Source organism: Pseudomonas sp. S2_C03 (assembly GCF_054668405.1).
This window is the reverse complement of record NZ_CP162766.1, coordinates 432575-446119: the sequence shown is the minus strand read 5'-3', so window position 1 is coordinate 446119 and position 13545 is coordinate 432575. Positions and strand designations below refer to the sequence as shown.

Sequence of the window (13545 nt, the reverse complement as noted above, 5' to 3'; positions counted from 1 at the left end):
ATCCTCATGCCTTGGAAGGATCCATAAATGCTTCATAAACAATGGAATGTACCCATGCACTGATCTATGTCAGCCGATTGAATTGCTAACAGAATTAGTCTGTTGTCTCTCTTCTCCTGCACTGGAGTCATGCAATGTCTGAAGCCCCCGGAAAACTAAAACTTGGTGCACTTGTTGCTTTGGTGGTTGGCTCGATGATTGGCGGCGGTATCTTTTCCCTGCCGCAGAACATGGCAGCCAGTGCCGACGTCGGCGCCGTATTGATTGGTTGGGCGATCACTGCCGTCGGGATGCTGACCCTCGCCTTCGTGTTTCAGACGCTCGCCAATCGAAAACCCGATCTGGATGGCGGGGTCTACGCCTACGCCAAGGCTGGGTTCGGCGATTACATGGGTTTCTCCTCGGCCTGGGGGTACTGGATCAGTGCCTGGCTGGGCAACGTCGGCTACTTCGTGCTGTTGTTCAGCACCCTGGGGTATTTCTTCCCGATATTCGGCGAGGGCAACACGGTCGCGGCAGTGATTGGCGCTTCCGTACTGCTGTGGGCCGTGCACTTTCTGGTCCTGCGCGGGATCAAGGAAGCGGCGTTCATCAACCTGGTGACCACCGTCGCCAAGGTTGTGCCGTTGCTGCTGTTTGTCCTGATCGCGATTTTCGCCTTCAAGCTGGACATCTTCACCGCTGACATCTGGGGCGTGAAAAATCCGGACCTGGGCAGTGTGATGAACCAGGTGCGCAACATGATGCTGGTCACCGTCTGGGTATTCATTGGCATTGAAGGCGCAAGTATTTTCTCGGCCCGCGCGGAAAAACGCAGTGACGTCGGTAAAGCCACCGTCATCGGTTTTATCACCGTGCTGCTGTTCCTGGTGCTGGTGAACGTACTGTCTCTGGGCATCATGACCCAACCGGAACTGGCCAAACTGCAAAACCCATCGATGGCGGCGGTGTTGGAGCACGTGGTCGGGCATTGGGGCGCGGTGCTGATCAGCGTCGGCCTGATCATCTCGTTGCTGGGGGCGCTGCTGTCGTGGGTGCTGTTGTGTGCGGAGATCATGTACGCAGCCGCGAAAGACCACACCATGCCGGAGTTCCTGCGCAAGGAAAACGCCAACCACGTGCCGGTAAACGCCTTGTGGCTGACCAACGCCATGGTCCAGCTGTTCCTGATCATCACCCTGTTTTCGGCCAGTACCTACCTGTCGCTGATCTACCTCGCCACCTCAATGATCCTGGTGCCTTACCTCTGGTCGGCGGCTTATGCACTGTTGCTGGCGGTGCGCGGCGAAAGCTACGAGAACGACGCTCGTGATCGTTCCAAGGACCTGTTCATCGGAGCGGTCGCGCTGCTCTATGCGGTCTGGCTGATCTATGCCGGCGGGGTCAAATACCTGCTGTTGTCAGCCCTGCTCTACGCGCCCGGCGCGATTCTGTTCGCCAAGGCGAAGCTTGAACTCAACAAACCGGTTTTCACCAACGTCGAGAAGCTGATTTTCGCTGCGGTTGTCGTGGGCGCCCTGGTGGCGGCTTACGGGCTGTATGACGGCTTCCTGACTCTGTAACGATTGTTCTGTCATCTGGAGGATCACTGAAATGACCACGGAAAAAGTTAAGTACGGCGTGCATTCCGAAGCCGGGAAACTGCGCAAAGTCATGGTTTGCTCCCCAGGCCTGGCCCACCAGCGGCTGACCCCGAACAACTGCGATGAACTGCTTTTCGATGATGTGCTGTGGGTAGCCCAAGCCAAGCGCGACCACTTCGACTTCGTTACCAAGATGCGCGAACGCGGGATAGACGTGCTGGAAATGCACAACCTGCTGACCGACATCGTCGCCATGCCCGAAGCGCTGGAGTGGATTCTGCAGCGCAAGGTGACGGCCGACTCGGTGGGCCTGGGCCTGATCAATGAAGTCAAATCGTGGTTGCAAAGCCTGGAGCCGCGCAAGGTCGCTGAATTCCTCATTGGCGGCGTGTCTGCCGATGACTTGCCGGACACCTTCGGTGGCAAGACCATCCAGATGTTCCGCGACTTCCTCGGCCACTCCAGCTTCATCCTGCCACCGCTGCCCAACACCCAGTTCACCCGCGACACCACGTGCTGGATCTACGGCGGCGTGACCCTGAACCCGATGTACTGGCCAGCGCGACGCCAGGAGACCCTGCTGACCACCGCCATCTACAAATTTCACCCGCAGTTCACCAACGCCGACTTCGAAATCTGGTACGGCGACCCGGATAAGGACCACGGCAGCTCTACCCTCGAAGGCGGCGACGTGATGCCCATTGGCAACGGCGTCGTCCTGATCGGCATGGGCGAACGCTCCTCACGCCAGGCCATTGGCCAACTGGCACTGAACCTGTTCAAAAACAAGGCCGTGGAAAAAGTCATCGTGGCCGGGCTGCCCAAGTCCCGCGCGGCGATGCACCTGGACACCGTGTTCAGCTTCTGCGACCGCGACCTGGTGACGATCTTCCCCGAAGTGGTGAAACAGATCGTCGCCTTCACCTTGCGCCCTGATGACAGCAAACCCGGCAGCATCGATATCCGTCGTGAAGAAACCAGCTTCCTCGACACGGTGGCCAAAGCCCTCAATCTCAAAGCACTTCGTGTCGTGGAAACCGGCGGCAACAGCTTCGCCGCCGAACGCGAACAGTGGGACGACGGCAACAACGTGGTCGCCGTGGAGCCCGGCGTGGTGATCGGCTACGACCGCAACACCTACACCAACACCCTGCTGCGCAAGGCCGGTGTGGAAGTCATCACCATCAGCGCCGGCGAACTGGGCCGTGGCCGTGGCGGCGGCCACTGCATGACCTGCCCAATCGTCCGTGACCCGATCGACTACTAATTTCTGGGAGACTCACCATGGCTTTCAATATCCATAACCGCAATCTGCTGAGCCTGGAACACCACACGCCTCGCGAATTGCGCTACCTGCTCGACCTGTCCCGCGACCTCAAGCGCGCCAAGTACACCGGCACCGAACAGCAGCACCTGAAGGGCAACAACATTGCGCTGATCTTCGAGAAAACCTCGACCCGCACACGTTGCGCGTTCGAAGTCGCGGCCTATGACCAGGGTGCCAACGTCACCTACATCGACCCCAACTCTTCGCAAATCGGCCACAAGGAAAGCATGAAGGACACCGCCCGCGTGCTCGGGCGCATGTATGACGCCATCGAGTACCGTGGTTTCAAGCAGGAAATCGTCGAGGAACTGGCGAAGTTCGCCGGGGTACCGGTGTTCAACGGCCTGACCGACGAATACCACCCGACGCAAATGATCGCCGACGTTCTGACCATGCGTGAGCACGCCGACAAGCCGATCCACGAGATCAGCTACGCCTACCTGGGCGACGCCCGAAACAACATGGGCAACTCGCTGCTGCTGATTGGCGCCAAACTCGGCATGGACGTGCGCATCTGCGCGCCCAAGGCCCTGTGGCCCCATGACGACCTGGTGGAGCGCTGCCACAAGTACGCCGAAGAAAGTGGTGCGCGCATCACCCTGACCGAAGACCCGAAAGCAGCGGTCAAGGGAGTGGACTTCATCCATACCGATGTCTGGGTGTCGATGGGCGAGCCCGTCGAAGCCTGGGCCGAGCGTATCCAGCAACTGCTGCCTTACCAGGTCAACGCCGACCTGATGAAAGCCACCGGCAACCCACGCACCAAGTTCATGCACTGCCTGCCGGCGTTCCACAACAGCGACACCAAGGTCGGCAAGCAGATTGCCGAGCAGTACCCGAACCTCAAAAACGGTATCGAAGTCACCGATGACGTCTTCGAGTCCCCGGCCTGCATCGCCTTCGAGCAAGCGGAAAACCGCATGCACACGATCAAGGCGATTCTGGTGTCGACCCTGGCTGACCTCTAAGGACTCACCCGGCCCCTGTAGGAGCTGGCTTGCCGGCGATGGCAGCACCTCGGTACATCTGAGGCACCGCAGCGATGCCATCGCGGGCAAGCCCGCTCCTACAAGGGGTGGGGTAGGCCGCATATTTCTTTGTTTAGAAGGACTGCATTATGCGTATCGTCGTAGCTCTGGGCGGTAACGCCCTGCTCCGCCGCGGTGAGCCCATGACCGCTGACAACCAGCGTGCCAACATCCGCATCGCCACCGAGCAGATCGCCAAGATCCACCCTGGCAATCAACTGGTCATCGCCCACGGCAACGGCCCTCAGGTCGGCCTGCTGTCGCTGCAGGCGGCCGCCTACACCTCGGTCTCACCGTATCCGCTGGACGTGCTCGGCGCCGAGACCGAAGGCATGATCGGCTACATCATCGAACAGGAACTGGGCAACCTGCTGGACTTCGAAGTGCCCTTCGCCACCTTGCTGACCCAGGTCGAAGTCGACGCCGACGACCCGGCCTTCCAGAACCCGACCAAACCCATCGGCCCGGTGTACGCCAAGGCCGAGGCAGAAAAACTAGCGGCCGAAAAAGGCTGGGCAATTGCCCCGGATGGCGACAAGTTCCGCCGTGTGGTGGCCAGCCCCAGGCCTAAGCGCATCTTTGAAATCCGCCCGATCAAGTGGCTGCTGGAAAAAGGCAGCATCGTCATCTGCGCCGGCGGCGGCGGCATCCCGACCATGTACGGCCCCAATAGCAAGCTGCAGGGCGTGGAAGCGGTGATCGACAAGGACCTGTGCTCGGCGCTGCTGGCCGAACAGCTGGAAAGTGATCTGTTGGTGATCGCCACGGATGTCAACGCGGCCTACATCGACTTCGGCAAACCCACCCAGAAATCCATCAGCTACGCTCATCCGGACGAAATGGAAAAACTGGGCTTCGCCGCCGGCTCCATGGGACCAAAGGTTCAGGCAGCCTGCGAGTTTGCGCGCCATACTGGGAAAACGGCGGTGATCGGTTCACTGGCGGACATCGAAGAAATCGTCAAGGGCACGGCCGGCACGCGCATCAGCACGGCGAAGCCCGGGATAACTTACATATAAGGGGAACCGACAATGGCGAAGTTCGAGCCGGGTCATCTGCACATCGAGCGTCATGCGCTGACGCGTGATGATGTCAGCTACAACCTGCACATTGACTATGAAGTCACGCAGCACCCGAAGGAAGGCAAGGGAATGACGTTCACTTTGCATGGCAGCATGCAGGGCAAGGACATGAAGGAATCGTTTTTTCTGCCCAAGGACCAGGCTTACAACTTTGCCAGCAACGTAACGAAAATTGCCGAGAAGTATGGAATTCCAAAGACCCACAGCAATATCGGCTCGATCCACAAGCACTACGACCAGATGTTCGAAGATGTTCGGCTGCAACTGAACATGAAATCCGGAGACCCGGTGAAACCCGAGCATCTGGAGTAACCCCTCAAAACGACTTTGGTCCCCCTGTAGGAGCGAGCATGCTCGCGATGGTCGTCAACGATGACGCTGGCTGTCATTAACCAGCGTCGTTCCTGAGTCCATCGCGAGCATGCTCGCTCCTACAGGGGGGCTCTCTCTGAAACTCGACAACATTTCACCAATCCCCCGCCCCAAGGCATACTTGCCACCCTTCGCATTGCAGAATCCAGTAGCGCCCCATGCGTATCCACGTCAGTTTCATCGACCGCGTCGGCATCACCCAGGAAGTCCTGGCTCTGCTCGGTGGGCGCAATCTCAACCTGGATGCGGTGGAAATGGTCCCACCCAACGTCTACATCGACGCCCCGACCCTGAGTCCAGAGGTGCTCGAAGAACTGCGTGACGCGCTGCTCAGCGTGCGTGGCGTGCAGGCAATGACGGTGGTCGACATCCTCCCCGGTCAGCGACGCCACTTGCAACTCGATGCCTTGCTGGCCGCGATGACCGATCCGGTGCTGGCGTTGGACAGTGCCGGCAAGGTACTGCTGGCCAACCCTGCGCTGATCGCCCTGTACGGCCGTGAGCCAGCCGGGCTAAGCGTGGCCGAGCTGTTTGCCGATCCCGCGCTGCTCGACACGCTGCTGGAGCAAGGCTTTCGCCTGCCCCTGCGCGAGATCACGCTCAACGGCCAGACGTTGTTGCTGGACGCCACGCCGATCACCGACGCCGGCGCCCTGTTGACGCTCTACCCGCCGAACCGCATCGGCGAACAGCTTTCCGCGCTGCACCACGATCATGCCGAAGGGTTCGATGCACTGATTGGCGAATCCCCGGCGATTCGCACACTCAAGGCTCGCGCCCAACGGGTGGCGGCGCTTGACGCGCCGTTGTTGATCCAGGGCGAAACCGGCACCGGCAAGGAACTGGTGGCGCGCGCCTGTCACGCGATCAGCGCCCGGTACAGTGCGCCTTTCCTCGCATTGAACTGCGCGGCATTGCCGGAGAACCTCGCCGAAAGCGAGCTGTTCGGCTATGCCCCCGGTGCCTTTACCGGCGCGCAACGCGGCGGCAAACCGGGGTTGATGGAACTGGCGAACCAGGGCACGGTGTTTCTCGATGAGATCGGCGAGATGTCGCCGTACTTGCAGGCCAAACTGCTGCGTTTTCTCAATGACGGCAGCTTCCGCCGGGTCGGTGGCGATCGCGAGGTCAAGGTCAATGTGCGCATTCTCAGCGCCACCCACCGCGACCTGGAAAAGATGGTTGCCGAAGGCACCTTCCGCGAAGACCTGTTCTACCGCCTCAATGTGCTGAATGTCGAAGTCCCGCCGTTGCGCGAGCGTGGCCAGGACATTCTGCTGCTGGCCCGTTACTTCATGCAGCAGGCTTGCGCCCAGATCCAGCGCCCGGTGTGCCGTCTGGCGCCGGGCACCTACCCCGCGCTGCTGGGTAATCGCTGGCCGGGCAATGTGCGGCAATTGCAGAACGTGATCTTCCGCGCCGCCGCGATCTGCGAAAGCAGCCTGGTGGACATCGGCGACCTCGACATCGCCGGCACATCCGTGGCCCGCCAGAGCGACAGCGACGTCGAAAGCCTGGAGCAGGCCATGGAAGAATTCGAAAAGTCCCTGCTGGAAAAACTCTACGTCAGCTACCCCTCCACCCGCCAACTCGCCAGCCGCTTGCAAACCTCCCACACGGCCATTGCGCATCGGCTGCGCAAGTATGGGATTCCCAATAAAGCTTGAAGGCATACACCGTGCACTGTAGGAGCGGGCTTGCCCGCGATTGCTGTTTGTCAGGTATAAAAAAATTGCCTGACACACCGTCTTCGCGAGCAAGCCCGCTCTCACAAAGGCCGAGTAAATCCTCAAACCCATACCAAAAACGACCTCCACTGTACTGAAAGCGCTACAGCGGAACGATATCGCTACACACCTCCCTGATCAGCGCCGTGCAAGGCTTTGATCCCCCTCGGCTTTTTTCTACACGTCTGCCTGTAGCGATTTCGCTACACCCCAACACCCCCCGTGCACCAGACCTATATGTAACTTGTTGTTTTTCATAGAAAAAACAACATTGGCCGCGTTTTTGCTAAGTATCACCCTTATTAAAAGCAGGGCTTTAGTCCGAAGCCTTTCCATCGCGTCCACCAGACGAGTCTGGCCCCTAGGAGTTTCCATGAGCGAGTTGCGTTTTACTGAAGATCACGAATGGCTGCGTGCCGAAGCGGATGGCAGCGTCACCGTCGGTATCACGGCTTTCGCCCAGAACGCCTTGGGCGACGTGGTTTTCGTTCAACTGCCCGAACTGCAGGCCTATGAAAAAGGCGCCGAAGCCGCCACCGTGGAATCGGTGAAAGCCGCCAGCGGCGTGTACATGCCACTCGACGGCGAAGTGCTGGAAGTCAACCCGGCGCTGGAAAGCAGCCCGGAACTGGTCAACGAAGATCCACTGGGCGAAGGCTGGTTCTTCCGCTTCCAGCCCGCCGACGCTGCGGCTGTCGACAAACTACTGGATCAGGACGCCTACGACCGCCTGATCAAAGCCAACGCCGAAGCCTGAGGAGCCCGCACATGACTCAAGTAAACCTCAGCACCGCCAACGAATTCATCGCCCGCCATATCGGTCCACGTTCCGGCGATGAGCAGGCCATGCTCAACAGCCTCGGTTTCGACTCGCTCGAAGCCCTGAGCGCCAGCGTGATCCCGGAAAGCATCAAAGGCACCAGCGTGCTCGGCATGGATGATGGCCTCAGCGAAGCCGACGCCCTGGCGATGATCAAGGGCATCGCCGGCAAAAACCAACTGTTCAAGACCTATATCGGCCAGGGTTACTACGGCACCCACACACCGGCGCCGATCCTGCGCAACCTGCTGGAAAACCCGGCCTGGTACACCGCCTACACCCCGTACCAGCCGGAAATTTCCCAGGGCCGTCTCGAAGCACTGCTGAACTTCCAGACCCTGATCAGCGACCTGACCGGCCTGCCGATCGCCAACGCCTCCTTGCTCGACGAAGCCACCGCCGCCGCCGAAGCCATGACCTTCTGCAAGCGCCTGAGCAAGAACAAGGGCAGCCACAAATTCTTCGCCTCTGCCCATTGCCACCCGCAAACCCTCGACGTGCTGCGCACTCGTGCCGAGCCACTGGGCATCGACGTCGTGGTGGGCGATGAGCGTGAACTGAGTGACGTGACGCCCTTCTTCGGCGCGCTGCTGCAATACCCGGCAAGCAACGGTGATGTGTTCGACTACCGCGAACTGACCGAGCGCTTCCACGCCGCCAATGCTCTGGTTGCGGTGGCGGCCGACCTGCTGGCCCTGACCGTACTGACCCCGCCGGGCGAATTCGGCGCCGACGTGGCCATCGGCAGCGCCCAGCGCTTCGGCGTACCGCTGGGCTTCGGTGGCCCGCACGCGGCGTACTTCTCCACCAAGGACGCGTTCAAGCGCGACATGCCGGGCCGTCTGGTCGGTGTTTCCGTGGACCGTTTCGGTAAGCCGGCCCTACGCCTGGCCATGCAGACCCGCGAACAACACATCCGTCGCGAGAAAGCCACCAGCAACATCTGCACCGCACAAGTGCTGCTGGCCAACATCGCCAGCATGTACGCCGTCTACCATGGCCCCAAAGGCCTGACGCAGATTGCCCGTCGCATTCACCAACTGACTGCGATTCTGGCCAAGGGCCTGAAAACCTTGGGCTTGAGCGTCGAGCAGGAACATTTCTTCGATACGCTGACCCTCAAGACCGGCGCGAACACCGCCAAGCTGCACGACAAGGCGCACGCCCAGCAGATCAACCTGCGCGTGGTCGATGCCGAACGCCTGGGCCTGTCCCTGGACGAGACCAGCACCCAGGCCGATGTTGAAGCCCTGTGGGCCCTGCTGGCCGAAGGCAAGGCGCTGCCTGACTTCGCCGCCCTCGCCGCCTCGGTCCAGGGCACTATCCCGGCGACGCTGGTTCGCCAGTCGCCGATCCTCAGCCACCCGGTGTTCAACCGTTATCACTCGGAAACCGAGCTGATGCGCTACCTGCGCAAGCTCGCCGACAAGGACCTGGCCCTGGATCGCACCATGATCCCGTTGGGTTCGTGCACCATGAAACTCAACGCCGCCAGCGAAATGATTCCGGTGACCTGGGCTGAGTTCGGCGCCCTGCACCCGTTCGCCCCGGCCGAGCAAAGCGCCGGTTATCAGCAGTTGACCGATGAGCTGGAAGCGATGCTCTGCGCCGCCACCGGCTACGACTCGATCTCGCTGCAACCCAACGCCGGTTCGCAAGGCGAATACGCCGGCCTCCTGGCGATTCGCGCCTATCATCAGAGCCGTGGCGAAGACCGCCGCGACATCTGCCTGATCCCGTCGTCCGCCCACGGCACCAACCCGGCCACCGCCCAGATGGCCGGCATGCGTGTCGTGGTCACCGCCTGCGATGCGCGCGGCAACGTCGACATCGAAGACTTGCGCGCCAAAGCCATCGAGCACCGCGAACACCTCGCCGCGCTGATGATCACTTACCCGTCGACACACGGCGTGTTCGAAGAAGGCATCCGCGAAATCTGCGGCATCATTCATGACAACGGCGGCCAGGTGTATATCGACGGCGCCAACATGAACGCCATGGTCGGCCTCTGCGCACCGGGCAAGTTCGGCGGTGACGTATCGCACCTGAACCTGCACAAGACTTTCTGCATTCCCCACGGCGGTGGCGGCCCGGGCGTCGGCCCAATTGGCGTGAAATCGCACCTGGCGCCGTTCCTGCCGGGCCACGCCCAGATGGCACGCAAGGAAGGCGCGGTCTGCGCGGCGCCGTTCGGCAGCGCGAGTATCCTGCCGATCACCTGGATGTACATTCGCATGATGGGCGGCGCCGGCCTCAAACGCGCCTCGCAGTTGGCCATCCTCAATGCCAACTACATCTCCCGTCGCCTCGAAGAGCACTACCCGGTGCTGTACACCGGCAGCAACGGCCTGGTGGCGCACGAATGCATCCTCGACCTGCGCCCGCTCAAGGACAGCAGCGGCATCAGCGTCGATGACGTGGCCAAGCGCCTGATCGACTTCGGCTTCCACGCCCCAACCATGTCGTTCCCGGTGGCGGGCACGCTGATGATCGAGCCGACCGAAAGTGAATCCAGGGAAGAACTGGACCGCTTCTGTGACGCCATGATCCGCATCCGTGAAGAAATCCGCGCGGTGGAAAACGGCACGCTGGACAAGGACGACAACCCGCTGAAAAACGCCCCGCATACCGCACAGGAGTTGGTCGGCGAGTGGTCGCATCCGTACAGCCGCGAGCAAGCGGTGTACCCGGTTGCGTCGCTGATCGAAGGCAAATACTGGCCGCCGGTCGGTCGCGTCGACAACGTCTTCGGCGATCGCAACCTGGTGTGCGCTTGCCCGTCGATCGAAAGCTACGCTTGAACAGAAGCAGCTAAGAGCTTCGAGCCCCAAGCTGCAAGCCTTAACAGCAAACTGCTGTGGCTTGCCGCTTGAAGCTCGCCGCTTCCAACTTGAAACAGCTATAAGCTTCAAGCCCCTAGCGGCAAGCCTGAAGCGACAAGTCAAAAGCAAATTGCTCTGGCTTGCCGCTTGAAGCTTGCCGCTTCCAACTGCTCCACGGGAGCCGCCCATGTCTTTAAGCGTGTTCGACCTGTTCAAGATTGGCATCGGTCCTTCCAGTTCCCACACCGTCGGCCCGATGCGTGCCGCTGCCCGCTTCGCTGAAGGCTTGCGCCGTGACGATCTGCTGGCCACCACCACCTGTGTCAAGGTCGAGCTCTACGGCTCACTCGGCGCCACGGGCAAGGGCCACGGCAGTGACAAGGCCGTGTTGCTGGGCCTGGAAGGTGAACACCCGGATACCGTGAACACCGAAACCGTTGCCGCACGCCTCCAGGAGATTCGTGGCAACGGTCGCCTGAACCTGCTCGGCGAACACTCCATCGCCTTCAACGAGAAAGAACACCTGGCGATGATCCGCAAACCATTGGCGTATCACCCCAATGGCATGATTTTTCGCGCCTTCGACGCTGCGGGCCTGCAGATCCGCAGCCGTGAGTACTACTCGGTGGGCGGCGGTTTTGTCGTCGATGAAGACGCCGCCGGCGCCGACCGTATCGTCGAAGATGCCACCGCGCTCACGTTTCCGTTCAAGAGCGCCAAGGATCTGCTGGGACATTGCACCACCTATGGACTGTCGATCAGCCAGGTGATGCTGACCAACGAGAGCGCCTGGCGCCCGGAAGCGGAAACCCGTGCCGGGCTGCTGAAAATCTGGCAGGTCATGCAGGATTGCGTTGACGCGGGTTGCCGCAACGAAGGCATCCTGCAAGGCGGATTGAAGGTCAAACGCCGGGCGGCAGCGCTGCACCGGCAACTGTGCAAGAACCCGGAGTCGTCGTTGCGCGATCCGTTGTCTGTGCTGGACTGGGTCAACCTGTACGCCCTGGCGGTCAACGAAGAAAACGCCAACGGCGGACGCGTCGTGACCGCCCCCACGAATGGTGCGGCGGGTATCGTCCCGGCGGTGCTGCATTACTACATGCGCTTCATCCCCGGTGCCAACGAAGACGGCGTCGTGCGTTTCCTGCTGACGGCGGCTGCCATCGGCATCCTCTACAAGGAAAACGCTTCGATCTCCGGCGCCGAGGTGGGCTGCCAGGGTGAAGTCGGCGTGGCCTGCTCGATGGCGGCCGGAGCGCTTTGCGAAGTGCTCGGCGGCACCGTGCAGCAAGTGGAAAACGCCGCCGAAATCGGCATGGAACACAACCTCGGCCTGACCTGCGACCCCATTGGCGGGTTGGTGCAGGTGCCCTGCATCGAGCGCAACGCCATGGGTTCGGTCAAGGCCATCAACGCGGTACGCATGGCCATGCGCGGCGACGGACAACATTTCGTCTCGCTCGACAAGGTCATCCGCACCATGCGCCAGACTGGCGCCGACATGAAAAGCAAATACAAGGAAACCGCCCGTGGCGGTTTGGCGGTCAACATTATCGAGTGCTGATGCACGCATCCGCACGACTTTCAGGAGCTGGATATGTCCACCGAACAATTGTTGAAAACCCCGTTGCACGCGCTGCACATCGAACTCGGCGCCCGCATGGTGCCGTTCGCTGGCTACGACATGCCAGTGCAGTACCCGCTGGGCGTGATGAAGGAGCATCAGCACACTCGTGATCAGGCTGGGCTGTTCGATGTTTCGCACATGGGTCAGATTCGCCTGACCGGCGCCAATGCCGCCAAGGCCCTGGAAACCCTGGTGCCGGTGGACATCATCGATTTGCCGGTAGGCATGCAGCGTTATGCCATGTTCACCAACGAAACCGGCGGCATTCTCGACGACCTGATGGTTGCCAACCTCGGTAACGACGAGCTCTTCCTGGTGGTCAACGCCGCGTGCAAGGATCAGGACCTGGCGCACCTGCGCAAACATATCGGCGAGCAATGCACCGTCGAACCGCTGTTCGAAGAGCGTGCATTGCTGGCGCTGCAGGGCCCGGCCGCCGTCACCGTGCTCGCACGCCTCGCGCCGGAAGTGGCAAACATGACGTTCATGCAATTCACCCGGGTGAAACTGCTGGGCGTGGACTGCTTTGTCAGCCGTTCGGGTTACACCGGTGAAGACGGTTTCGAAATCTCCGTGCCGGCTGCCAGCGCCGAAGCCTTGGCCCGCGCCCTGCTCGCCGAGCCGGAAGTCGAAGCCATCGGCCTTGGCGCACGCGACTCGTTACGCCTGGAAGCAGGCCTGTGCCTCTACGGCCATGACATGAACACCGACACCAGCCCGATCGAAGCGAGCCTGTTGTGGGCCATCTCCAAGCCACGTCGCGCCGATGGCGCTCGTGCCGGTGGTTTCCCGGGCGCCGATACAATATTTGCGCAACAGCAGTCCGGCGTCAGTCGCAAACGTGTAGGCCTGTTGCCACAGGAACGTACGCCCGTGCGAGAAGGCGCAGAAATCGTCAACGAAGCTGGCGACATCATCGGCCGCGTGTGCAGCGGTGGCTTCGGCCCGACCCTGGGCGCTCCCCTGGCCATGGGTTACCTCGATAGCGCCTACGTCGCCATCGACACGCCCGTCTGGGCAATCGTACGTGGGAAAAAGGTGTCTTTGCTTGTAAGCAAAATGCCATTCGTGCCACAACGCTACTATCGTGGCTGATTGACTGTTTCTATAAGTAACGCGGTTGCGTTAACAGTGCACTAATGTGTAACGCAACCGCC

Annotated in this window: 10 protein-coding genes; all 10 read left to right on the top strand. The window is 60.9% G+C overall.

The window, feature by feature from the left end; genetic code table 11:
- The first annotated feature begins 134 nt into the window (after positions 1-134).
- The 10 genes from arcD to gcvT all read left to right on the top strand — a co-directional run bounded on the left by arcD (position 135) and on the right by gcvT (position 13483).
- Positions 135-1562, top strand: coding sequence for an arginine-ornithine antiporter (gene arcD, locus AB4N64_RS02065; protein WP_460121569.1), 1428 nt, complete (start codon positions 135-137; stop codon positions 1560-1562).
- A gap of 31 nt (positions 1563-1593) precedes the next feature.
- The gene (gene arcA / locus AB4N64_RS02060; RefSeq protein ID WP_460121567.1) at positions 1594-2850 is read left to right on the top strand and encodes an arginine deiminase; all 1257 of its coding nucleotides are present in this window, start codon (positions 1594-1596) and stop codon (positions 2848-2850) included.
- 17 nt (positions 2851-2867) lie between these two features.
- Entirely contained in the window at positions 2868-3878 is a 1011-nt protein-coding gene (locus AB4N64_RS02055) for an ornithine carbamoyltransferase (RefSeq protein WP_460121565.1), read from the top strand.
- A 149-nt stretch (positions 3879-4027) separates the two neighbouring features.
- Positions 4028-4957, top strand: coding sequence for a carbamate kinase (gene arcC, locus AB4N64_RS02050; RefSeq protein ID WP_460121563.1), 930 nt, complete (start codon positions 4028-4030; stop codon positions 4955-4957).
- A 12-nt stretch (positions 4958-4969) separates the two neighbouring features.
- Positions 4970-5332: a DUF5064 family protein gene (locus tag AB4N64_RS02045; RefSeq protein WP_460121561.1), complete on the top strand. Its 363-nt coding sequence runs from the start codon at positions 4970-4972 to the stop codon at positions 5330-5332.
- 218 nt (positions 5333-5550) lie between these two features.
- The gene (locus tag AB4N64_RS02040; RefSeq protein WP_460121559.1) at positions 5551-7059 is read left to right on the top strand and encodes a sigma-54-dependent transcriptional regulator; all 1509 of its coding nucleotides are present in this window, start codon (positions 5551-5553) and stop codon (positions 7057-7059) included.
- Between the two features lie 433 nt (positions 7060-7492).
- Positions 7493-7876, top strand: a complete 384-nt coding sequence (gene gcvH, locus AB4N64_RS02035; protein WP_460121558.1) for a glycine cleavage system protein GcvH — start codon at positions 7493-7495, stop codon at positions 7874-7876.
- Positions 7877-7887: 11 nt separating this feature from the next.
- Positions 7888-10740, top strand: a complete 2853-nt coding sequence (gcvP, locus tag AB4N64_RS02030) for an aminomethyl-transferring glycine dehydrogenase (protein ID WP_460121556.1) — start codon at positions 7888-7890, stop codon at positions 10738-10740.
- 208 nt (positions 10741-10948) lie between these two features.
- Complete coding sequence (locus AB4N64_RS02025) at positions 10949-12325, top strand: L-serine ammonia-lyase (RefSeq protein WP_460121554.1); 1377 nt, start codon at positions 10949-10951, stop codon at positions 12323-12325.
- A 33-nt stretch (positions 12326-12358) separates the two neighbouring features.
- Positions 12359-13483 carry a glycine cleavage system aminomethyltransferase GcvT gene (gcvT, locus tag AB4N64_RS02020; protein WP_460121553.1) on the top strand — a complete coding sequence of 375 codons (1125 nt, stop codon included), beginning with the start codon at positions 12359-12361 and terminating at the stop codon, positions 13481-13483.
- Positions 13484-13545 lie beyond the last annotated feature (62 nt).

Coding starts and splice junctions, on each gene's coding strand:
- AB4N64_RS02055 (WP_460121565.1), top strand. CDS start 2,868: ATGGCTTTCAATATCCATAACCGCAATCTGCTGAGCCTGGAACACCAC.
- arcD (WP_460121569.1), top strand. CDS start 135: ATGTCTGAAGCCCCCGGAAAACTAAAACTTGGTGCACTTGTTGCTTTG.
- AB4N64_RS02040 (WP_460121559.1), top strand. CDS start 5,551: ATGCGTATCCACGTCAGTTTCATCGACCGCGTCGGCATCACCCAGGAA.
- AB4N64_RS02045 (WP_460121561.1), top strand. CDS start 4,970: ATGGCGAAGTTCGAGCCGGGTCATCTGCACATCGAGCGTCATGCGCTG.
- gcvP (WP_460121556.1), top strand. CDS start 7,888: ATGACTCAAGTAAACCTCAGCACCGCCAACGAATTCATCGCCCGCCAT.
- arcC (WP_460121563.1), top strand. CDS start 4,028: ATGCGTATCGTCGTAGCTCTGGGCGGTAACGCCCTGCTCCGCCGCGGT.
- gcvT (WP_460121553.1), top strand. CDS start 12,359: ATGTCCACCGAACAATTGTTGAAAACCCCGTTGCACGCGCTGCACATC.
- arcA (WP_460121567.1), top strand. CDS start 1,594: ATGACCACGGAAAAAGTTAAGTACGGCGTGCATTCCGAAGCCGGGAAA.
- gcvH (WP_460121558.1), top strand. CDS start 7,493: ATGAGCGAGTTGCGTTTTACTGAAGATCACGAATGGCTGCGTGCCGAA.
- AB4N64_RS02025 (WP_460121554.1), top strand. CDS start 10,949: ATGTCTTTAAGCGTGTTCGACCTGTTCAAGATTGGCATCGGTCCTTCC.